Annotated in this window: 18 protein-coding genes; 6 read left to right on the top strand and 12 right to left on the bottom strand. The window is 64.2% G+C overall.

What is annotated here, in order from left to right; translation table 11 throughout:
- A complete protein-coding gene (locus tag OYT13_RS06565; RefSeq protein WP_261938932.1) occupies positions 1–927 on the top strand; it encodes a LysR family transcriptional regulator in 927 nt (308 codons plus the stop codon).
- Between the two features lie 41 nt (positions 928–968).
- On the opposite strand, the gene pdxA is transcribed toward OYT13_RS06565, so the two are convergent.
- The 3 genes from pdxA to OYT13_RS06550 all read right to left on the bottom strand — a co-directional run bounded on the left by pdxA (position 969) and on the right by OYT13_RS06550 (position 4,349).
- Positions 969–1,970: a 4-hydroxythreonine-4-phosphate dehydrogenase PdxA gene (gene pdxA / locus OYT13_RS06560; RefSeq protein WP_150563788.1), complete on the bottom strand. Its 1,002-nt coding sequence runs from the start codon at positions 1,968–1,970 to the stop codon at positions 969–971.
- 91 nt (positions 1,971–2,061) lie between these two features.
- Complete coding sequence (locus tag OYT13_RS06555) at positions 2,062–3,363, bottom strand: four-carbon acid sugar kinase family protein (RefSeq protein WP_268567490.1); 1,302 nt, start codon at positions 3,361–3,363, stop codon at positions 2,062–2,064.
- On the bottom strand, positions 3,360–4,349 hold the full coding sequence (locus OYT13_RS06550) for a 2-keto-3-deoxygluconate permease (protein ID WP_150551945.1): 990 nt from the start codon (positions 4,347–4,349) through the stop codon (positions 3,360–3,362). The genes OYT13_RS06555 and OYT13_RS06550 overlap by 4 nt, the downstream gene beginning before the upstream one ends.
- A 337-nt stretch (positions 4,350–4,686) precedes the next feature.
- Here OYT13_RS06550 and OYT13_RS06545 point away from each other — a divergent pair, with 337 nt between their 5' ends.
- Complete coding sequence (locus tag OYT13_RS06545) at positions 4,687–5,451, top strand: DeoR/GlpR family DNA-binding transcription regulator (protein WP_261938934.1); 765 nt, start codon at positions 4,687–4,689, stop codon at positions 5,449–5,451.
- A 54-nt stretch (positions 5,452–5,505) separates the two neighbouring features.
- On the opposite strand, the gene OYT13_RS06540 is transcribed toward OYT13_RS06545, so the two are convergent.
- The 3 genes from OYT13_RS06540 to OYT13_RS06530 are packed head-to-tail and all read right to left on the bottom strand — an operon-like array spanning position 5,506 to position 8,713.
- On the bottom strand, positions 5,506–6,831 hold the full coding sequence (locus OYT13_RS06540) for a dicarboxylate/amino acid:cation symporter (RefSeq protein ID WP_261938935.1): 1,326 nt from the start codon (positions 6,829–6,831) through the stop codon (positions 5,506–5,508).
- 44 nt (positions 6,832–6,875) lie between these two features.
- Positions 6,876–7,790 (bottom strand): ornithine cyclodeaminase family protein, encoded by a 915-nt coding sequence (locus OYT13_RS06535; protein WP_268567489.1) that lies wholly within the window; start codon positions 7,788–7,790, stop codon positions 6,876–6,878.
- Positions 7,787–8,713, bottom strand: coding sequence for a PhzF family phenazine biosynthesis protein (locus tag OYT13_RS06530; protein WP_268567488.1), 927 nt, complete (start codon positions 8,711–8,713; stop codon positions 7,787–7,789). Before OYT13_RS06530 ends, OYT13_RS06535 begins: the two co-directional genes overlap by 4 nt.
- A gap of 190 nt (positions 8,714–8,903) precedes the next feature.
- Here OYT13_RS06530 and OYT13_RS06525 point away from each other — a divergent pair, with 190 nt between their 5' ends.
- The gene (locus OYT13_RS06525) at positions 8,904–9,947 is read left to right on the top strand and encodes an AraC family transcriptional regulator (protein WP_261938938.1); all 1,044 of its coding nucleotides are present in this window, start codon (positions 8,904–8,906) and stop codon (positions 9,945–9,947) included.
- Between the two features lie 21 nt (positions 9,948–9,968).
- Here OYT13_RS06525 and OYT13_RS06520 read toward each other — a convergent pair whose 3' ends face one another.
- The 6 genes from OYT13_RS06520 to OYT13_RS06495 form a co-directional block, all read right to left on the bottom strand.
- Entirely contained in the window at positions 9,969–10,721 is a 753-nt protein-coding gene (locus tag OYT13_RS06520) for a cupin domain-containing protein (RefSeq protein ID WP_268567487.1), read from the bottom strand.
- An 89-nt stretch (positions 10,722–10,810) separates the two neighbouring features.
- Positions 10,811–12,283: an NAD-dependent succinate-semialdehyde dehydrogenase gene (locus tag OYT13_RS06515; RefSeq protein ID WP_261938940.1), complete on the bottom strand. Its 1,473-nt coding sequence runs from the start codon at positions 12,281–12,283 to the stop codon at positions 10,811–10,813.
- Positions 12,284–12,370: 87 nt separating this feature from the next.
- Positions 12,371–12,865, bottom strand: a complete 495-nt coding sequence (locus OYT13_RS06510; protein ID WP_130025303.1) for an Lrp/AsnC family transcriptional regulator — start codon at positions 12,863–12,865, stop codon at positions 12,371–12,373.
- 119 nt (positions 12,866–12,984) lie between these two features.
- Positions 12,985–14,388, bottom strand: coding sequence for an aminotransferase class III-fold pyridoxal phosphate-dependent enzyme (locus OYT13_RS06505; protein ID WP_268567486.1), 1,404 nt, complete (start codon positions 14,386–14,388; stop codon positions 12,985–12,987).
- Between the two features lie 163 nt (positions 14,389–14,551).
- On the bottom strand, positions 14,552–15,478 hold the full coding sequence (locus OYT13_RS06500; protein WP_261938942.1) for a 2-hydroxyacid dehydrogenase: 927 nt from the start codon (positions 15,476–15,478) through the stop codon (positions 14,552–14,554).
- Positions 15,479–15,491: 13 nt separating this feature from the next.
- A complete protein-coding gene (locus OYT13_RS06495; protein WP_268567485.1) occupies positions 15,492–16,376 on the bottom strand; it encodes a GNAT family N-acetyltransferase in 885 nt (294 codons plus the stop codon).
- A gap of 333 nt (positions 16,377–16,709) precedes the next feature.
- Here OYT13_RS06495 and OYT13_RS06490 point away from each other — a divergent pair, with 333 nt between their 5' ends.
- The 3 genes from OYT13_RS06490 (at position 16,710) to OYT13_RS06480 (ending at position 20,493) form a co-directional block, all read left to right on the top strand.
- Positions 16,710–18,188 (top strand): aldehyde dehydrogenase family protein, encoded by a 1,479-nt coding sequence (locus OYT13_RS06490; RefSeq protein WP_268567484.1) that lies wholly within the window; start codon positions 16,710–16,712, stop codon positions 18,186–18,188.
- A gap of 310 nt (positions 18,189–18,498) precedes the next feature.
- Complete coding sequence (locus OYT13_RS06485) at positions 18,499–19,167, top strand: haloacid dehalogenase type II (RefSeq protein ID WP_150563799.1); 669 nt, start codon at positions 18,499–18,501, stop codon at positions 19,165–19,167.
- Positions 19,168–19,215: 48 nt separating this feature from the next.
- Positions 19,216–20,493, top strand: a complete 1,278-nt coding sequence (locus tag OYT13_RS06480) for an NAD(P)/FAD-dependent oxidoreductase (protein ID WP_268567483.1) — start codon at positions 19,216–19,218, stop codon at positions 20,491–20,493.
- The last annotated feature ends 46 nt before the right edge of the window (positions 20,494–20,539 follow it).

The following is a 20,539-nucleotide window of genomic DNA, read 5'->3' as shown; positions in this document are numbered from 1 at the left end:
ATGAAACCAACCCTGCGTCAGATCGAGTATTTCGTGGCGGTGGCCGAGACAGGACAGGTGATGCGCGCAGCCGAGCGATGTAGCGCGTCGCAGTCGTCGCTGACGATTGCCTTGCAGAATCTGGAGGTGATCGTCGGCACACCGCTTTTCATACGACACGCGAAGGGGCTGCGGCCGACCGAGGCCGGCGAGCGATTTCTGCGTCACGCCTACCGTATCCTCAACGCCACCGACGACGCACTACAAGAGGCCCGCACGCTTCCAGACGATGCGGGTGGCCGTCTGCGACTGGCCGTCACCGAAACGATTTCGGCATATCTGCTGCCTTCGGTGGCCAGCACCTTGTCCAAGCGCTTCCCGAACGTCGAACTCACGTTGATCGAGGGCGACCGCCGCGAACTGGAAGCGGCTGTGCTGGCGGGCGAGGTCGACCTGGCGTTGCTGTTAGTGTCGAACGTCGTGGCTGACGGACTCGTCTCGCACACGTTGCTGCGCTCGACGCGCCGGCTGTGGACCAGCCCCGGACATCCGCTGCTAGACAAGCCAAGCGTCACGCTCGACGATGTGCGCGGACAGCGCTTCCTGTTGCTTGATATGGATGAACACGTGCAGACGGTCGAGCGCTACTGGCACGCCGCGCAGGTCGAACCGGTCGTGCACTTCCGGACTCGCTCGATCGAGGCAATTCGTAGCCTCGTGGCGCAGGGCTATGGGGTATCGATTCTCTCGGACCTCGTCTATCGCCCCTGGTCGATCGACGGTGGGCGAATCCTGCGACGGGATCTGAGCACGGGCGTGCCGTCGATGGATGTGGGACTCGTATGGGCGCAGCGGCGTCCGCCTGAGGGAATGACCGAGCGCATCGTCAGCGCGTTGCGCTCGCTGATCCGCGAAATCAACGATCGCGGACACATGGGGGTGGAATGATCCACTGACGACGACGCGCGAAGCGTCGGCGTCAGCGGCATTCATGCCCGACGCGTCGCCAGTTCGGCCCCTTGGCGCAGCGCTTCGAGCAGGCTGCGCTCGTCGGCAATGCCCTTGCCCGCGATGTCGAACGCCGTGCCGTGGTCGACCGACGTGCGCACCACCTGCAAGCCGACCGTCACGTTCACGCCTGCCTCCAGGCCCAGCACCTTGACCGGGCCATGCCCCTGATCGTGGTACATGGCGACCACGAGATCGAAATCGCCGCGCCCGGCGCGGAAGAACAACGTATCGGCAGGCAACGGACCTTCGATATCCCAGCCGCGCTCACGCAAGCGTTGCACGGCCGGCACGATCTTCTCTTCCTCTTCCCCGTAGCCGAACAAGCCGTTCTCGCCCGCGTGCGGGTTGATGCCGCACACGGCAATGCGGGGATTCGCGATGCCCGCCTTGACCAGCGTAGCGTGACCGCGCTCGATCGTACGCTGAACCAGGCCCGGCTCGATCTTGCGAATCGCATCGATGATGCCGATGTGGGTCGTGACGTGAATCACCCGCAGGTTCGGCGCGACAAGCATCATCGACACCTCTTCGATCCCCGTCAGGTGAGCGAGCATCTCGGTGTGTCCGGGGAACTTGTGCCCCCCCGCGTGCAGCGCTTCCTTGTTCAGCGGTGCCGTGCAGATCGCGTCGATTTCCCCGGCTTCGGCCAGCTTCGCCGCGTGCGCGATGTACCGGTACGCGGCATCGCCCGCGATCGCCGACAGTTGGCCAAACGGCAAGTCCTCGGGGATCAGGCCCAAGTCGATGCACTCGATCACGCCTGGCGTGAAGCGCGCTTGCGCGACCGTCTCGATACGACGCACGCTCAGCGGCATCTTGACGATGGCGATGGCCTGCTCGAGACGTCGCGCGTCGCCGATCACGACGGGGCGGCATTGCTGGTACACGCTGTCGTGCGCCAGGCTCTTCACGATAATTTCCGGGCCGACGCCAGCCGCGTCACCCATGGTGATGCCAATGACGGGGAGATATTGATTCATGGCGTTTGCGTTGATATCCATTTCGTTGGGAGGACGTCCGGAAAGTATTCCGGGATGATGTTCTGTTGTTGCGTTACCGGCTCGCGTTGCCTCAATGGCGCTCGCGCAGGTCGGGCGTCGTGCGCAAATATCGGTAGGCGCTATGCAGCGCCGCTTCGCCGCCGAAAGCGCCGGCCTTCGTCACGATGCGCATCGACGCCCCATTGGCCGGCCGCCCCACGGCGACGCCAGGCTCCACTTCAGCGAGCAGTTCGAGCGCGCCGATACCCACCGCGCTCAACATCGCGCGCGCCGTCTCGCCGCCGGTGACGACAAGGCCCGACAAGCGCGCGAAGTGCGGCGCGATCAACGCCGCCAGCGAGGCCGAAAGCTGCGCACCCTCTGCCGGATCGAAGGCATCGTCACGCCCGATTCGCACCAGCAGGTCGCTTCCCTGCCCAATGGCATCGCCAATCGCCGCACACCAGCGTGCGCTGTCGGGATGCGACGCGCCGGCGCGCAGGACCGCGGGCGGCACGATCCATTCGACCACCGCGTGCTCCGCGCATAGCCGCGCGCACTGCTGTTGCGACACGGCGGACAGGCTGCCCACCAGCGTCAGCAAGGGACCGGTCGTCCCGGCGTCGCTCGTCACGCGCGCATTGTCTCGCGCGTCGCCCATGCCGCCCTTACCGCTCGTATCGCCCGTCCCATCCGTCGGCGCGAACAATGCCGATTGTTCGGCCAGTGCGCGAGCGAGACCGCCCGAGCCGACCCAAAAGATGTCCGTCAGCCCGACGCTCGCGCGCGCCAGCATGACGAGATCGTCATCGGTCTGCGCATCGACGATCAACGCCGTCACGCCGTTGGCGCGCGCCTGCGCAACGACATCGGTCAACGCTGCACGCGCCGCCACAAAATCCTTGCGCAGCAAATCCGAGGACACGATCTGCGCCCTCACGCCCGCCGCCGCCAACATCGGCGCGAGTCGCGCCTCCTGAGCGTCATGCTCCAGTCGCCAGGTGTCGGTCTCTGCCAATGGCACACCGCGCACGAACACTTCTCCGTCTCGCACGACACGCCCCGTGGCAGGGAACGCCGGCGCCACAATGGCCAAGCCCGCGAGCGGCTGCAGCGCAGCGACTTCCGCAACCCAGTTGCCACGCAGTGTCGAGTCGATCTTCTTGTAGAGACGCCGTTCTGGCGCGGCAAGCCGCTGCCACGCCGCGACTGCGCGTGCGGCGGCCTCGTGCGCCGACAGACGGCGCGTGTCGATGTCGATCGCCACCACTTGCGCCGTCGCATTGAAGCCTTCGATATCGAGCGACACGACGCTACGACGACCGGCGTTGGTAAAGCCGATCGCGCAGTCGGCCGCGCCGGACAAATCGTCGGCGACAATGAGCATGCTCACTGCACCGCTCCCTTGGCCGCAGCCCCCAGACCCCGGGCCGCCACACGCTTGGCAACCGCGGCCGTCAGGATCGGCGAGACGATGGCCGTCACCACCACGCAGGCTGCCACCAGCAGCGTTGCGCTCTTGGCGGCGGCCTCGTAGACCGGATTGGCGGCAGCGATCAGCGCCGGCACCGCGGCGGCATTGCCAGCCGTGTTCGCGGCGGCCGTACCCGCCACGCCCGTCCCGCCCGTCAGGCGGTCGACGATGTAAAGCGGAATACCGGTGACCACGACGACGGCAAAGCCAAGCAGGATGCCCAGCAGGCCCGCCTGCCAGACCTTGTGCAGATCAAGCCCCGCGCCGAGCGCCAGCGCGAAGAACGGAATCATCACCGGCACGGCACGGCCCAGAAAATCACGCATTTCACGATCGAGATTGCCCAGCAACATCCCCACGGCCAGCGGCAGGATGCTGCCCACCAGCGTCGGCCACGGGAACGCGGACAAGCCCGCGACACCCAGCGTGACCATCGTCAGGAACGGGCCCGATTCCAGCGACATGATCGTGTAGGCGCCCACGTCTTCCGAGCGACCGTACTGCCCCATCAGCGCCATGTACAGGCCACCATTGGTGTCGTTCATCGCCGCGACCACGGCCAGCGTGGAAATGCCGGCGAACATGCCCGACGCGACCGGTGCCTCACCCAGGAAATGCCCCAGCACGATACCGACCACAATCGCCGCGCCGATCTTGGCCGCGAACAACGCCCCGCCTTTCTTGATCAGGTATGGCGTTGCCTTGACATCGATGCTGGCGCCCATGCAGACATAGAACACCGCGAGGATCGGCAGCGCGCCCGTGAACAACGCGTTGGTAAACGAGCCGAAGAACGTCGGCATCCCCGGCATGAAGGTGGCAATCAACGAACCGATCAGCAAGGGAACGATCATCATCCCCCCCGGCACGCGCTCGATGGCGCGCTTGATACGAATTTGAGCCATGGTTGTCTCCCGACCAATGTGGATATAAACCAATCGATCATTATTTTGATCGATTTGATCAGACGGAAGTCTAATCGCTGCCAGAAAAATGTGCAAATATTGTGAATAATGCGTAATCGCCGAGTGAAATCCACTCCCCACGGGCTTTCATCACGTCGGATTTTCCAAAAAAATGATCGAATCAATCATTTCTCGGCACCCGTCGTGAGGGTATCGTGGTCGTTCGGGGCGGCGCGTTGGACGATGGCTGCACGCGGGGACGCTACACTATGCGCGCCGCGCGGCGAACCCGTCCTTCGCTCGCATTTCTCCCGTTTTGCTCAGTACCGATCCACTCATGAAAGTTGCGAACCGCCGTGAGGCGATTTTCAAAGCCGTCCTGTCAGGCATGACGGATGTCGCTGCCTTGTGCGCCCATTTCGGCATGTCGGAGGCAACGGTGCGCCGCGACCTGCGCGCTCTGGCCGACGAGCGTCGCGTCGTGCGCACCTACGGCGGCGCCGCGGCGCCGATACGCATGCACGAACCAGAGGAATCGTTGGAGCTGCGTCGTGAGAGCTTCCGCGAACAGAAAGATGTCATCGCACGCGCCGCCGTGGCACACGTCACCGACGGCGATACGATCTTTCTCGATGGGGGGACGACCACCGAAGCGATGGCGCGTTTTCTTGCCGGGCGTGAGGGGGTGCACGTCGTCACGAACAACTTGCTCGTCGTCGGTGCGCTGGCGGCCAACAAGGTGCCTGTGACGCTGATCGGCGGCGACGTGCGACCGTCGAGCATGAGCGTACTCGGGCCGTTGGCACAACTCGCACTCTCCCGCGTGTCGGTCGACAAGGCATTTCTGGGTGCCGACGGCGTCGTTGCCGGACGCGGCCTGTGCGAGGCCTCCGCCGAGCAGGCGTGGCTCAAGGAGTGCATCGTCCGCCAGTCGGCCGACGTGTATGTGCTGGTCACCGCCAATAAGCTCGATCGCGCGAGTCAGCAGCACTGGACGCCGCTGGAACGGCTCTGGACGCTCATCACCGAAGCGCGCGCCGACGATGACAGACTGGTGCAATTCCGCACGCATCCCGAGATCACGATCGAGTCCGCAGACTGACGCACGGCTGACTTGAGAGGCCGCCGAGCCGATTCACGCCCATGCCCGACGTGGTCAAACGCGACTGGGCTCACTTTCCAACGGCAAGTCGAGCCCGGCCGATTCACGCGGCTCATTGCGTGCGAGGCGCGGCGAAGGCGCCAAGTCGTCTTGTGTTGACGAGGCAAGCACCCCTTCCCATTTGGCCACGGCCGCCGACGCCACCGCGTTGCCTAGCACGTTGGTCGCCGTGCGCCCCATGTCGAGAAAGTGATCCACGCCCATCACCAGCAACAGTCCTGCCTCCGGGATATTGAACTGGCTCAACGTAGCAGCGATCACCACAAGCGAGGCGCGCGGCACCGCCGCCATGCCTTTGCTCGTCAACATCAAGATCGCCAGCATCGACAACTGCTGGGCAAACGACAGGTGTACGCCATAGGCCTGTGCGATAAACAGCGTCGCGAACGTGCAATACATCATCGTGCCATCGAGATTGAATGAATAGCCGATCGGCAGCACGAAGCTCGCGATCCGCGTCGGCACGCCAAACCGCTCCAGCTGTTCGAGCGTCTTTGGATAGGCGGATTCGCTGCTCGCGGTACTAAACCCCAATAGCATCGGTACGCGCATATAACGCACAAGCGAAAATACACGTCGACCGAACATGACACCGCCCGCCAGGACAATCAGCGTCCAAAGCAGTAGCAACCCGCCGTAAAACTCGCCCATGAAGCGACCGTACGTCGCGAGGACCGACAGCCCGCGCGTCGCAACCACATTCGCCAGCGCCCCAAAGACTGCGAGCGGCGCGGCGGCCATCACGTAGGACGTGACCCGCAGCATCACGTGCGAGGTCTGGTCGAGCAAGCGTACGATACTCTCCCCTTTGTCGCCCAACGCCAACAGGCCGGCACTGAAAAATGCGGCAAATACGACGATCTGCAGAATCTCGTTGCTCGACATGGCCGCAACGATGCTGCTTGGCACGAGATGCACGACGAATTGATTGAGCGACAATCCGCCGGCATTCAAGCCGGTTGTCACATCAGCGGGCGGCAGCGGCAGATCCAGCGCGGCGCCCGGCTTCAGCCAGTTCGCCAGACCGGCACCCAGTGCCAGCGACAGAAAGCCCGCCGCGAGAAACCACGCCAAGGTGCGCAGGCCAATACGCCCGGCGGCGCGTACATCCCCGATTTTCGTCACGCCGATCACCAGCGTACAAAAAACCAGCGGCGCGATGATCATCTTGATGAGTCGAAGGAAAAGCTCGGCCAGCAGGGAGAAATAACCACCGGCACGCGCGGCTTCATCTGCCGGCAGCCACGTGTGACAGGCATAGCCAACGGCGATGCCAAGCAGCATCCCGATCAGTATGCGAAAGGTGAGGGGAAACTTCATGATGGATTCCTTGACTTCAGCCGGCATTGCCGGCGAATGGTGCGTTACGCGATGAGGCGCAAGTAGGCAAGATAGGCGACGGCGGCATCCTGCAAGGCGATGCCGACGGCTTTATAGATCACGATGTCCGTAGCGCCGGCATTACGGTGCTCGTCTGCGGAAATCACCGTTGAGAGATCAATGAGCGCCGACGATGCCAGCCATGTTTGCGCCGGCATACATAGGTCGCCGGTTTCGTGCGGCGTTTGCCCGGTCCAGTCGACGACGATGCGTGACGCGCGTCGCAACGATGCATCGTCCATTTCGCGTTGATCCGGGCGCGTCGCACCGATGCTCGCCACGAAAGCTCCCTCGCTCAGCCACGCCCCTCGGATAACCGGCGTCGACGCACGCGTCGCAAGCACGACGAGGTCGGACGAGGCGGCCGACCTGGCGTCGGCGACCTCCGCAGCCAGGCCGTGGTCACGCTCGATGTCGGAGGCGAGCGCCTGAGCGCCGGAGGCGTCGTGACTATGGATTCGGACCTTGCGCAGGTTAGGACGGCTCGCAAACGCCAAGGCATGCGCCCTCGCCTGAACGCCACTTCCGAAAAGCCCCAGCGTGCGACTGTCGGGACGTGCCAGATGGGCAGCCGCGAGCAGCGTCGTCGCGGATGTGCGGAACCCCGTGATCGCGTCGCCTTCCAGCAGAGCGATCAACTCGCCATCGTCGAGCGAGAGCAGCGCGACGTAGAATCGAAAACGACCATCAATCGTCGTATAGAGTTTGCTCGCCGCGATCCGCTGCGAGCCGAGCATCGCGCTCATCGCACTGAATTTGACGTCATCAAGCCCCATTCGCGCACGCGGTTGCACCGCTGCAGCACCACTCGCCATATCGCGATAGGCCGCGCGAATGGCTTCGACCACCGACGGCACATCGAGAACACCGGCCACTTGTGCATTGCTGAAGGTCTTCATGTCGTCGGCTCCAGCATGGCAAACTCCACCGCGCCACTGATCCAGCAGCCCGCCTCGATATGATCGGCATCACGTAATGCAACGCGGATACACGACGGACGCCCCATCGCGAAGCCCTGATAGACCCGCATCGACGATTCGCCTTCGCTCAGCAAACCATAGTGAATCGCGCCGTACAGCGTCGCCGCGGCAGCAATGCCGGTGGCCGCGTCTTCCGGATAACCCGACAACCGTGGAAACTGGCGCGCATGCAGCGTCAGTGGCCGCGCTCGTTCGAGCGCGAACGGATACAGCCCCGTCGAGTCCAGTGCGTCGCACAACGTGCGCACGTCGTCCAGGGCGGGCGACAACCCATTGAGCACCTGCACAGACCGGACCGGGATCAGCGTTTTCGTGCGACTCGTTCGAGCATTGACGATGCCCAGGGACGCAAGATCGTCCGCGTCGATTCTGAGCACCCGACATACGGCGTCCACGAGTGCCCGATCGCCAATGGGCTCGACAATGCCACGCGGCTGGCCGACATCGATACGCCGCGACGTCTCGTCGTAACGTACGTCAACGAGGCCGCTTAGCGTCTCGACGGTGGCATGGGGCGTCGTCCACCGACCAGCTTGGCGCAACAACCACATCGCGCCGAGCGTCGCATGACCGCACATCTCCATTTCGTGCGCCGGCACAAAAAAGCGGAGCCGAACGGTGTGGCGCGGGTCGCGGCTTTGGCAGACGAAGGCGCTTTCGTGACCATAGCGCGATGCGATGGCCATCATCTCATCGGATGACAAGTCGTCCGCATCGAACACGACAGGCGCAGGATTACCGCCGCCCGCACCTGCGGAAAACACGCTGACGAAACGCAAATCCGGCGCATCGTGGCGGCGCACGGGCAAATCGGTTGGGGGGTAAGTGTCTTCCAAGTTCATCGGGGCGTTCCGGGAGTCAAGTAGCGCAAGCATGCCGAAGCCTTGAAAAACCGTCGCGCCCGATCGGGCCACTCGGCACGCCCTATCCGGCCAAAGGCGGGCGGCGCCCCGTATTTTCGCCCCCCAGGATTCGACGGTCGCCCTGCAGGGATCCGGCAGCCGTTGCCGTTTTCCGTCACCCGGCAGCCTGATGCCGCCGCGCCTCTCCCGCGCCTCTCATCGCTCTTCGCCAAGCGTTATACTGAGCCTCGACTGCCAACACGCCATCCACCGCGTTGCGTTCACGGCCGTCTGCGCGGGCTGCAAGTGTCCCGTCACGCAAAGGAAGCGCCTGGTGAAACCCTATCCGACTGCCCCTCGTCATCTCGATGGCGACCGCGTCGCCGATGTCCGGCATGTCTCGGTCGGTGAATACCGCACGCGGCCGCATCGACACGACGATGAATTCATGTTCCTGCTCCCCAGGACGGGACAACTCGTACTCAACGTCGAATCGAATGTCGCGCCGGTACGCGTTGCGCCGAAATCGTTCGTCGTCGTGCCGCCTCAACGCCTGCACGACACGCGAGGCTACCGCTCCGATCAGGCGCATGTGGCGGTGTACGTCGCGAGCGATTTCGTGGTCTTTTGCGAACGCAAGGCGCGACGCAAGCTATCGTGCGCGCGCATCTCGATATGGTCGGCGCCATTGCTGTTGCTCGACGCAGCACGCGTCGCAACGGGAACGGTGCGCTCAAGTGAGGGCCCGACGAGCGAGCTTGCGGAATTTCGCGCGGAGCTTGCCGCCCGCACCTTGGCCGCAAGCTGTGTGCAAGCCGGCTTGATGGCCGCCGCGTTGCCATCAAATCGCGCCGATGCGCGTGCCGAAATCGTGCGCGACATCTGCGCATTTCTCGATGAAACGCTCGATCAGCCGATCTCGCTGGAACGTATCGCCTACGAATTCGGGCTATCGCAGCGTTCTCTGACGCGAGTCTTTCGCGAGGGCACCGGCGAGTCCGTCGTCGACTATCAATCCCGGCGACGCGTCGAAATCGCGGCCACGCTTCTGAACTCGCCCGGTATGACGGTGCTCGCGGCCGCGGCGGCCGTCGGCCTGGAGTCGCCGTCGTATCTCGCGCGGCTATTCAGAAAGTATGGTTATGGGCCGCCGAACGGTTATAAGGGCGACGCCACGCCGATCGGGTCTGCCGCCTCCCTTGCGGCGATCACGCGCGGCGTGCCGACGTCGTAGCGACACCGTCGGCGGGAGGCGTCAGGTGGGGCGGTAGATCGCGTACACCTTTGCCACGTTGCCCCGACTTTCCCAGCTGCACTGCGCGCGCTGTTCGACGAGAAAGATGTCGCCGCGCGAGAACGTGCCGCTGCGTCCGGTGTCGTCCACGAAGGTCACGCTGCCTTCGAGCAGATGCATGAGTTCGTAGTGGGCGTAACGCATCGCGATGCGATGATAGGGCGTCGAATCCCACGTGCCGCACGTGAATGTCGCATCCGATGAACGAAAGTCAGTGAAATTGCGGCACACGGGCGCCGGCGTGAGGAGCAGTTCAGCGGCAGGCGCCCCCGAGGGCGCCAACGACGGGCTCGGATCGATCGGCACGAGACTGCGATCGGTAACATTCCCGCCCTCGCAGCGCATGAAGACGATCGATGTGGAACCCTGCGTCGACCACATGAATGCCGAGCCCCGAGGGAGCACCGCGCTGCCCCCCGGCCCGAGCGTGAATGCGCGCTCCCCCTGCTGGAACATGATCGCGCCTTCGGAGACGATGACGAATTCGTCCGCTGGGTGAGACGACACCGCGCCGTTCGCCGCGTCGAGGGCAATGACGCCGACCGTCACAGGGCCCGGCAGCAGATCCGCCAGACGGCGGCTTGCCAGAAAGCGGCCGTCGCTTGCCGACGTCGCCGGGGCAGTGCCTTGGCGCGCATCCGACGCAAAGGCCTTGAGGTCCAAAAACGATCGGGGGCGATCACACGGCGCCATGGCGCGTTGCAGTTCGGGCATTTTGTCTTCCAGCGAGGTTCATTGGGTGAGCGCGGTTGCCGCCCGGGACTCGGGGACGGCACCGAACGTCATCGTGCAGGCAAATCCCGTCAGCCCAGATTGCCCTGACAGAGGTACTTGATGGCGAGATAGTCGTCCAACCCGTACTTCGATCCTTCCCGACCGTATCCCGATTCCTTGATACCGCCGAATGGCGCCGCCTCGCTCGCGAGCGCGCCCTCGTTGATACCGACAATACCGGCTTCGAGCGCGCTCGCCACCCGCTCGATGCGCCGCAGATTCTCGCTGTAAAAGTAAGCCGCGAGGCCGAAAGGCGTATCGTTGGCGCGCGCAATGCCCTCGCCTTCCGTCTCGAACCGGAACAGCGCCGCCACCGGCCCGAAGGTTTCCTCGCATGACAGCGCCATGGCTTCATGGGCGTCGCACAACACGGTGGGTGCATAGTAGTTCGGCCCCAGGGCCGCAAGACGTTGCCCGCCGGTCATCACGCGCGCCCCCTGAGCGAGCGCGTCGTCCACGTGACGCGCAATCTTCTCGACCGCTCGCGCATTGATCATCGGGCCGATCTGCGCGAGGGCATCCGTCGCGGGTGCCACCCTGAGCGAGGCCACGGCCTCGGTCAGCAACCCGGCAAAGCGGTCGTAAACGCCCGCCTGGACATAGATCCGATTCGGGCTCACACACGTCTGACCGCCATTGCGGAATTTGGCCGCCATCAGCCCGGCGACGGCCGCCGGCAGATCCGCATCGTCGAAAACAATGAACGGCGCATTGCCTCCCAGCTCCAGCGACAGCTTCTTGAGCGTGGCCGCCGACTCACGCGCCAAATGCTTTCCGACAGGTGTCGATCCCGTGAACGTTACCTTGCGCACACGCGGATCGGCGAGCCACTGCGCCACGGCATCGACCCCCTGCTCTCGCGACGCGACAATCATATTGAGTACGCCGGCCGGCAGACCCGCCTCGTGCGCGAGATAGGCCAGTGCCAGCGCAGTGAGCGGTGTGTCCTCGGCGGGTTTGGCAACCACGGTGCAACCGACGGCGAGCGCCGGGGCGATCTTTCTCGCAATCATCGCGAGCGGAAAATTCCACGGCGTGACGGCCGCGACGATCCCGATCGGTTCTTTCACGGCGCTCATGCGCTTGCCACGCGTCTGAGTCGGGAGTAGATCGCCATACACGCGCGTCGCTTCGTCGGCAAACCACGCGACATACGACGCGCCGTAGTTGACCTCCCCAAGTGCCTCGGCCAGCGGCTTGCCCTGTTCCCGCGAAATGAGGCGAGCAAGATCGTCGCGATGCGCCACCATCGCCGCATGCCAGCGCCGCAGGAATGCCGCGCGCTCGGCGGGTAACGTCGCTCGCCACGCCGGCAGCGCACGTTCGGCGGCGTCTACCGCCTCTCGCGCATCGGCCGGTTGCGCGTCGGATACCATCGCAACGGTATCGCCCGTTGCCGGGTCGACGACCGTGAAGCGCTGCGCGGTGGCAGCGCCCCGCCATTGTCCAGCGATCCATTGTTGCGTGCGCAGCAAATCGCCACGCGTGAGGTCAAGCGTCATGATGGGTTTCTCCGACTTGCGGGATAGGGTCGCACGTCAGCCGCCCCGCCATCGGGGGGCAGACGATTGCGCAAGCCGACGACGATGTCAGCCTTGCGGCGGGAATAGGGTTTCGAGCGGGTAGTGCGTCTTGACGAAGGGTGACTTGATGATCACGAAGCTGAAATACTTCTCGATGCCGATATCGCGTTCGAGCAGCCCCTCGATGATGCTTTGATAGTGACTCACGCTGCGTGTGACGAACTTGAGCAGGTAGTCGTAGCCACCACTGGCGAGATGGCATTCGACGATCTCGTCGACGTCTCGGATGGCATCGACAAAGCGGATGAAATCCTCCCGTCGATGGTCGGCGAGCGTGACCTCGGTAAACACGATCTGAATGTCGCCGAGCTTTTCGAGTTGAATCCGTGCGCCGTAGCCGACGATATAACCCGCCTTCTCCAGGCGCTTGACGCGAATCAGGCAGGGGCTGGGCGACAAGCCCACGGCGTCGGCGAGTTCCACGTTCGTGATACGCCCGCGCTTTTGCAGTTGGCAAAGAATGCGCAGATCGATGCGGTCGAGTTTGCTGTCCGTGCCCATCGTAATTTCGAAGCGCCAACAAGGGCGCGGTCAATCGTGAATCGTGAACGATCTTAACACAGCGGATTGGCCGCACAGGCGGGATCCTCACCGTACCGGCTATCACGTCAACCTCCTGTTTACGCGGCTTTCCGGGCACCTAACGCGGCGCGCCGAGCGGCGCTGACCGCATCGTCCGCCAGCACTTCGTCGAGCGTCGCTCTCACACGCTCGACCATGAGGGCCACGTCGTGCTCGGTGAAACACAGCGCCGGCGCAAATCCCAGAATGTTGTCGGCGAACGCTCGGAAGATCACGCCGTTCCGATACGCCGCGGCCGAAATCTTGTCGGCCAGTCGCAGCGACGGATCGAAACGCGCCTTGCTTGTCTTATCCGCAACGAGTTCCAGGGCACCCAGCAATCCGCGATGCCGCGAGTCGCCGACCAGCGGATGATCGAGCAGCGAATCCAGACCGGCCCCAAACGCGTGGGCCACGGCCTGGCCGTTGGCAATCAGACCGTCTTCGTACAGGCGAATCACCTCGAGCGCCACGGCGGCACTCACGGGATGCGCAGAATAGGTCTGGCCATGCCCCACCACCTGCCCCTGCTCGCCGTCGGCGATCGCCTGATAGATGGCGTCGCTCATGAGGACTGCGCCCATCGGCGCGTAGCCCGCGGTCAACCCCTTCGCGATCGTCATCATGTCGGGCTCGACGTTCTCTGCCTCGCACGCGAACATCGGCCCGGTACGACCGAAGCCGGTGATGACTTCGTCGGCGACGAACAGGATATCCAGGCGGCGGCAGGCATCGCGCATCGCCTTGAGCCAGCCCACGGGGGGCACGATCACACCACCGGAACCCTGTATCGGCTCACAGAAGAATGCGGCAACGTGATCGCTGCCGCCCAGTTCGGCAACCTTCGCTTCGAGCGCGGCCACACTTGCCGCGATGAGCGCCTGCCCGTCGCGCCCGAGCGGGTCGCGATACGCATAGGGCGACGGAAGGTAGTGTTGCGTCGGCAACGGCACGTCGAAGCCGCGATGAAACGACGCGATCGCCGTCAGACCCGCGCCGATCGACGACGAACCGTGGTAGCCGCGTTCAAGCGAGATGAAATGCTTCTTCTGTGGGTGGCCCGTCACATTGCAATAGTGCGTGATGAAGCGCAGCGCTGCGTCGACGGCATCTGAACCACCGAGCGAAAAATACACATGCTGCAGCGAGCGCGGCGCGATCGACACCAGCTTCTCGGCGAGTTGCGCGGCCGGTGCACTGCCGAAGTGAAAGTAGCCCGTGGCATACGCCAGTTTCGCCATCTGGGCCGAGGCAGCGTCGACCACACTCTGCTGTCCATACCCCACATTGACGCACCACAACCCGGCAAAGGCATCGAGCAACTCGTTGCCGTCGATGTCGCGCAGATAAACACCGTGCCCGGATTCGAGCAACGTGGCCCCTTGCTGCTCGTGGGCGCGAAAGCTGACGACGGGATGGATGAGATGCCGGCGGTCGGCATCGAGGAGTGATTGCTTGGACATGGGATCTCTCGGCGTGTCGGATGGGACGGGGGATGAACCTGTGTCCATACTAAAGAGCCGGCAGCGCAGATGCGTCGCCAAATTAAGCCGTAAAAAAAACGCGCGCCGCGAAATTGCGGCGCGCGCAGCATTTTGTGCTGCCGGTGTGGGCACCCCGGCGCGCTCAGTACCCCTGTGTGCGATCGATCTGCCCGACCATCGGTACGCCGGCGCGATGCCTGCGCAGGTTTTCCAATACCACTTCCACCGCAGTCTCCGGTCGCGTGGCGCTGGCGATATGCGGGGTGATGCGCACCTTCGGATGCGCCCACAGCGGATGCGACGGCGGCAGCGGTTCGGGGTCGGTGACATCGAGAATCGCGCCCGACAGATGCCCGCTGTCAAGCAACGCCATGAGCGCGTATTGATTGAGATGAGGGCCACGTCCGACATTGATCAGCCAGGCGCCGCGCGGCAATCCGCTCAGCAAGCGCTTGTCGAGAATGCCACGGGTCGCCGACGTCAGCGGCAACAGGCAGACAAGTATGTCGGTGCGGGCAAGGAAGGCGCCGAGCGACTCGTATCCCGCGTAGCAATCGACCCCATCCACCTGCCGCGGCGTTCGGCTCCACCCTGCGCAGTCGAACCCGAAAGCATGCAGGCGCGACAGCACTGCCTGCCCGAGCATGCCGAGTCCCAACACCCCCACACGGCGCTCGCTTGCCGGCTCCACGCTCAGTTCCGTCCACTCACGCATGGCTTGCTGCCGTGCGTAGGTAAAGATGTCGCGGTGAATCGAAAGGACCGCCTGCGTCACATACTCGACCATGCCTTCGACGATGCCGGGCTCGACCATGCGAACGACCGGAATATGATCCGGCACCCGCGACAGGTCGAACTGGTCGATGCCCGCGCCCGTCGAGAATACGACTTCCACGTTCGGCAGCAGCGTGACGAGATCTTCCGGCGGCTTCCAGGCAGCGAGGTAACGCACCTCGCGCGCGTCGCCAACATCGGGCCACAGTCGGAACGCCGTCTCCGGCGCCCGCTGGGCGAACAACCGCGCCCACACCGCACCGCGTGCCGGATCGGCCTTGTAAAGAAACGACATCTGCGCTCCCGCGTCAGCCGATGGCTTGATTGATGATGGCGAATTGCCGAACCTCGTCGTCGACGACCGGCGTGCCGTTACGGGCCATCTTCACGACCGTGTCGACGCGTTCGAGCCCAAGCACCTCGAGCCACTCGGTCAGTCCGCTGTCGGAGGGCGTGTCGATGCGCACAAAACGGCCTTCATGCAACGTCAGCCAGTGGGCAATCATGGCCTCGGCACGCTGACGGGTGAGTGACTCGGCGTCCGCGCCGCTGACAACGACCACCGGGCCGATCACAAAACCGCGGCCAAAGCGCCTGAACAACGAGAAGCCGAGCAGCTCGCCGTCGCGCTCGATGGCAATGCCGTCGGCGATATCGAGAAGCGCGGGCAGAATGCGCCCCCTGTCGAATCCGCTCGCGCGGCTGGCGAGGGTGACCAGCCGCTCGGGATCGTTGGTACTCAACGGCCGCAAACGTTCGCCAGGCGGCAGCTCCATGAGCGGCGGGCGACGAGCCGTTCCCTGGTGCTGGTCGATGCTGCCCACCGCATTGAACCCGAGCTTTTCATATAGCGGCTGTCCGGCCGGGGTGGCATGCAACAGCGTCAGGCGGGTTCCGAGTTGATCGAGCATGCGCTCCATCAACGCGCGCCCGATGCCGCGCCCTTGCTGCTCCGGCGAGACGATCACCATACCGAGCGAGCCGCCGGCCTCACCGTGCTGCCAATACAGTGCGGTACCCACGACATCGTCGCCATCCAGGGCGACGAAGCCTTGTCCCTGGCGCGCCAGAAATCGCCAGTCATCGGGTTTGTGCGGCCAGCGCACGGCGCTGGATAGACGATAGCCAGCCGCCACATCTGTGGCGGTAAATGGCCGGTAGACGAGTTGGGAAGATGCATGGAATTCGGACACGCCGAGCCTCCTTGGGGCATTGCCGGATGCGAAACAGTGGGCCACGCCCACCACGACTGCACTATGGCGACCTGAGCAGACGCTGCATAGGACGATTCTGTTGTTCGCCCGCACGATCGAAGGCCGCAGGACAAACGGCGCATTCATGCCGCCATCGCCCGCAAAAACCCATGCCGCGTGCGGTCCACGTCATTGTTTCGATGCAATCTGCCAGCCCGCTGCCCCTACCATGAAGCGCGTCGCCATGCTCAGGCGGCCACGATTACCCGTGTCCTTCCCCTTTGTCGATTGCCCGCCCCGGCGCGTGCGCCGTAGCGGCTCCGGAGAATCATCATGGACAGTTTCGATCCCGCGCAGGTGGATATTCCCACCGGTCATTTCATCGACGGAAAGTTAGTGGAAGCCGGTGGCACCCCACTGGACGTCATCTGCCCGTCGAGCGGTCGCCCCTACGCCGACCTCTCGCTCGCCTCACCCGACACGGTAGCCCGCGCGGCAGACGGCGCGTGGCACGCCTTTCGCCACAGCGGTTGGGCCACCTGCGCACCGCGCGAGCGCGCGCGCGTGCTGCGTCGCCTCGCCGATCTCGTCGAGTCCGACGTGCGCACACTCGCGCCGCTGGAGGCCATCGGCTCTACGCGCCCGGTCCGCGAAACGGCGGCCTGGGACGTGCCCTACACCGCCGAGTGCCTACGCTTTTACGCGGAGCACGCCGACAAACATGGGGGCGAGCTGGCGGCCACCGACCCGTCGCACCTCGGCATGACGATCACCGAGCCGATCGGCGTCGTGGCGGCCATTGCACCGTGGAACTTCCCGCTTGTCATGGCCGCCTGGAAGATCGCCCCAGCGCTGGCGGCGGGCAACGCGGTCGTGCTCAAGCCGTCGGAGATGACACCGTTCTCGGTACTGCGTCTTGCCGAACTGGCCATACAGGCGGGCGTCCCGGCCAATATCTTCAACGTCGTGCAGGGAGACGGCAGGACGACCGGCGACGCACTCGTACGCCACCCACGCGTCGGAAAAGTCACCTTTACCGGATCCACGCGGACCGGGGCCGCCATCATGGCGGCCTGTGCCCAATCGGGGACCAAGCCCGTGACGCTCGAACTGGGCGGCAAGAGTCCACAAGTGGTCTTTGCCGATGTGCCCGATCTCGACGCAGTCGCACGACGCGTTGCCATGGGCATCACCGGCAATGCGGGCCAGGTGTGCAACGCAGGCTCCAGGCTTGTGGTCGAAGCGGGCATCGCCGACGCACTGCTCGAAAAGCTGCGCGCCATCTTCGCGTCACTGCATCCGGGCGCCACGTGGTCGGCGGGCACAACGCTATCGCCCATCATCAGCGAAGCCCAGGTGCAGCGCATCGACGCGCTTGTCGCGCGGGCACGCGACGCGGGCGCCAGCGTGTACTGCGGCGCCGAGCGCGCGACCGCTTATCAGGATGGCGCTTGGTATACCCCCACCGTCTTGACCGGCGTTACGCCGCACGCTGAGATCGTGCGCGAGGAGGTGTTCGGCCCGGTGCTCACGGTGCAGACGTTCACTTCAGAAGAAGAAGCATTGCAACTGGCGCAGCACGACGACTACGGACTGGCGGCGGGCGTTCACACGGCCAACCTGGGGTGCGCCTTGCGCATGGTGCGCGGCATCGACGCGGGCAACATCTGGGTCAACCGTTACGGCCGGTCGTCGGACTTCGTGCTACCCACGGGCGGCTTCAAGCGCTCCGGCCTGGGCAAGGATCTTGGCCGTCAGGCGTTCGAAGCCAATCTGCGAAGCAAAGCCGTCCTCATCGACTTGAACGGATGAGCGTCTGGTGTTCGCGTTTGCCGCAGCGCCTTGTCGCCCAGCGTTGATGCGGGTTAACACGGCATCGGAAAAGCACAAAGCATTTCGTGCTGTTCATGCCCCCCAAAACGCATCGAATTCTATTTTTGCCTCGGATATTTCAACGCCAAGCCGAGATTTTGACCTGATTTAATTTTTCACAGGGACGTCGCGGATCGCGCATCAGGCCGCAAGCCCGTTTCGCCATTCTCGACCCACGCCGGACCGCTTTAACGCAATCCCTTTTGCCCAAGAATCCCCCGGGATTCGCCCTACACAGAGGATAAAGATCATGATCGACTTCGAGCCGAAATTCATTACCTTCGACTGCTACGGCACGCTGGTCAAATTCCGCATGGCCGACATGGCCCGCGAGATTTACGGCAACCGTCTGCAGGGCGAGGCGCTCGAGAATTTCGTCAAGGTGTTTGCCGCCTATCGTCGCGATGAAGTTCTCGGCGCATGGAAGCCGTATCGCGACGTCGTCGTCGATTCGGTGCGCCGCACCTGCGAACGCACCGGCGTGGTGTTCAACGTCGACGAGGCCGAACAATTCTATCTGGCCGTGCCGACCTGGGGTCCGCACCCTGATGTGCCGGAAGGCCTCTCGCGCCTGGCCAAGAAGTACAAGCTGGTGGGCCTGACGAACGCCGCGAACGAACAGATCATGAGCAATATCGAGAAGCTGGGGGCCCCCTTCCACGCCGTGATCACCGCCGAAGAGGTCGGCGCTTACAAGCCTCGCATGCAGGGCTTCGAGTACATGTTCAAGAAGCTCGGCGTGCAACCGCACGAAATTCTGCACGTCTCGTCGAGCCCGCGCTACGACCTGATGACGGCCCACGACCTCGGCATCAAGCACAAGGCCATGGTGCTGCGCGGCCACGAACCCGAAGCACCGTTCTACGAATACACGCCGGTCAAGGACATCATCGATCTTGCCGTGCAGCTCGGGTTGTAATCGACGCTTGCGTTGCCCTTCCCTGTGGCCTTGGACCCTCGCCCCGACATGAAACTCGAATCGTACTGGCTCGACACCGTTGCACGCTTTACCGGTACCCAGGAGGGCCCGGTGGAGGGTCGCGCCGACGTGGTGGTGATCGGCGCGGGCTTCACGGGACTGTCCGCTGCGCTGGCGCTGAGCCAGCGCGGTGCAACGGTCACCGTGCTCGATGCGGGCGCTGTCGGCGCGGGGGCATCGGGTCGCAACGGCGGCCACTGCAACACCGGCGTGGCGCAGGACTACGTCGCGCTCACGGCGCAACTCGGTGCCGAGCGTGCGCGGGCCTGCTATCGCGCCTATGCGGCGGCCGTCGACACCGTGGAACGTGTGATCCGGGAGGAAGGCATCGACTGCGACTACAGCCGTCGCGGCAAACTGAAGCTGGCCGCCAAGCCTCACCATATGGCGCATCTGGCGGCGACCGCCGAGTTGATCGCGCGCGATGTCGATCCCGACGTTCAACTGATCGACCGCGCCGGCATCGGCGCCGAAATCGCCTCGGACGCCTTCCACGGCGGCCTGCTGCAACGCCATGGCGGACAGATGCATATGGGCAAGTTTGCGGCAGGTCTGGCGTCGGCAGCCGTCCGTCACGGCGCTCGCCTCTACGAACATGCGCCGGTGACACAGATTGCGCGTCAGGGCGACGGGACGTATCGGGTCAAATCGGATCGCGGCGAGGTGGTCGCCACGCAAGTCCTCGTCGCCACCGGCCCGTCCCGTCATGGCCCATTCGGGTGGTATCGCCGGCGCATGGCACCGGTCGGTTCGTTCATCATCGTGACCGAGCCGCTGGGCGCCGCAACGCTCGACCAGCTCCTGCCGAACCGCCGCGCCTACGTCACCAGCCGCCTGATGCATAACTACTTCCGCACCACCCCGGATCACCGGCTCGTACTCGGCGGGCGAGCCCGCTTCACCGCGTCGGAGCAACCTTCGGACGAGCGCAGCGGACGCATATTGCGCGCCAACCTCGCCACGCTGTTCCCGTCGCTCGCGCAGGCACGCATCGACTATTGCTGGGGTGGACTGGTCGACATTACCGCCGACAGGCTGCCGCGCGCCGGGCAGCACGACGGCATCTATTACTCCATGGGTTACAGCGGTCATGGCACGCAGATGGCCACGCACATGGGGCAAATCATGGCCGATGTGATGAACGGCCGCGTCGAGGCCAATCCCTGGCGCGATTTCGACTGGCCCGCGATCCCGGGACACACCGGCAAACCGTGGTTCCTGCCGCTTGTCGGCGCGTATTTCCGCATCAAAGATATTTTCTATTGATTGACCCGGCGCGCAATCGCCGATGAAGGCTGGCAGTCCTGATCCC

The organism is Pandoraea sp. XJJ-1 (assembly GCF_026802345.1).
Lineage (GTDB): Bacteria > Pseudomonadota > Gammaproteobacteria > Burkholderiales > Burkholderiaceae > Pandoraea > Pandoraea cepalis.
Note: the sequence above shows the minus strand (reverse complement) of the source record. Positions and strands in the feature narration are given on the sequence as shown.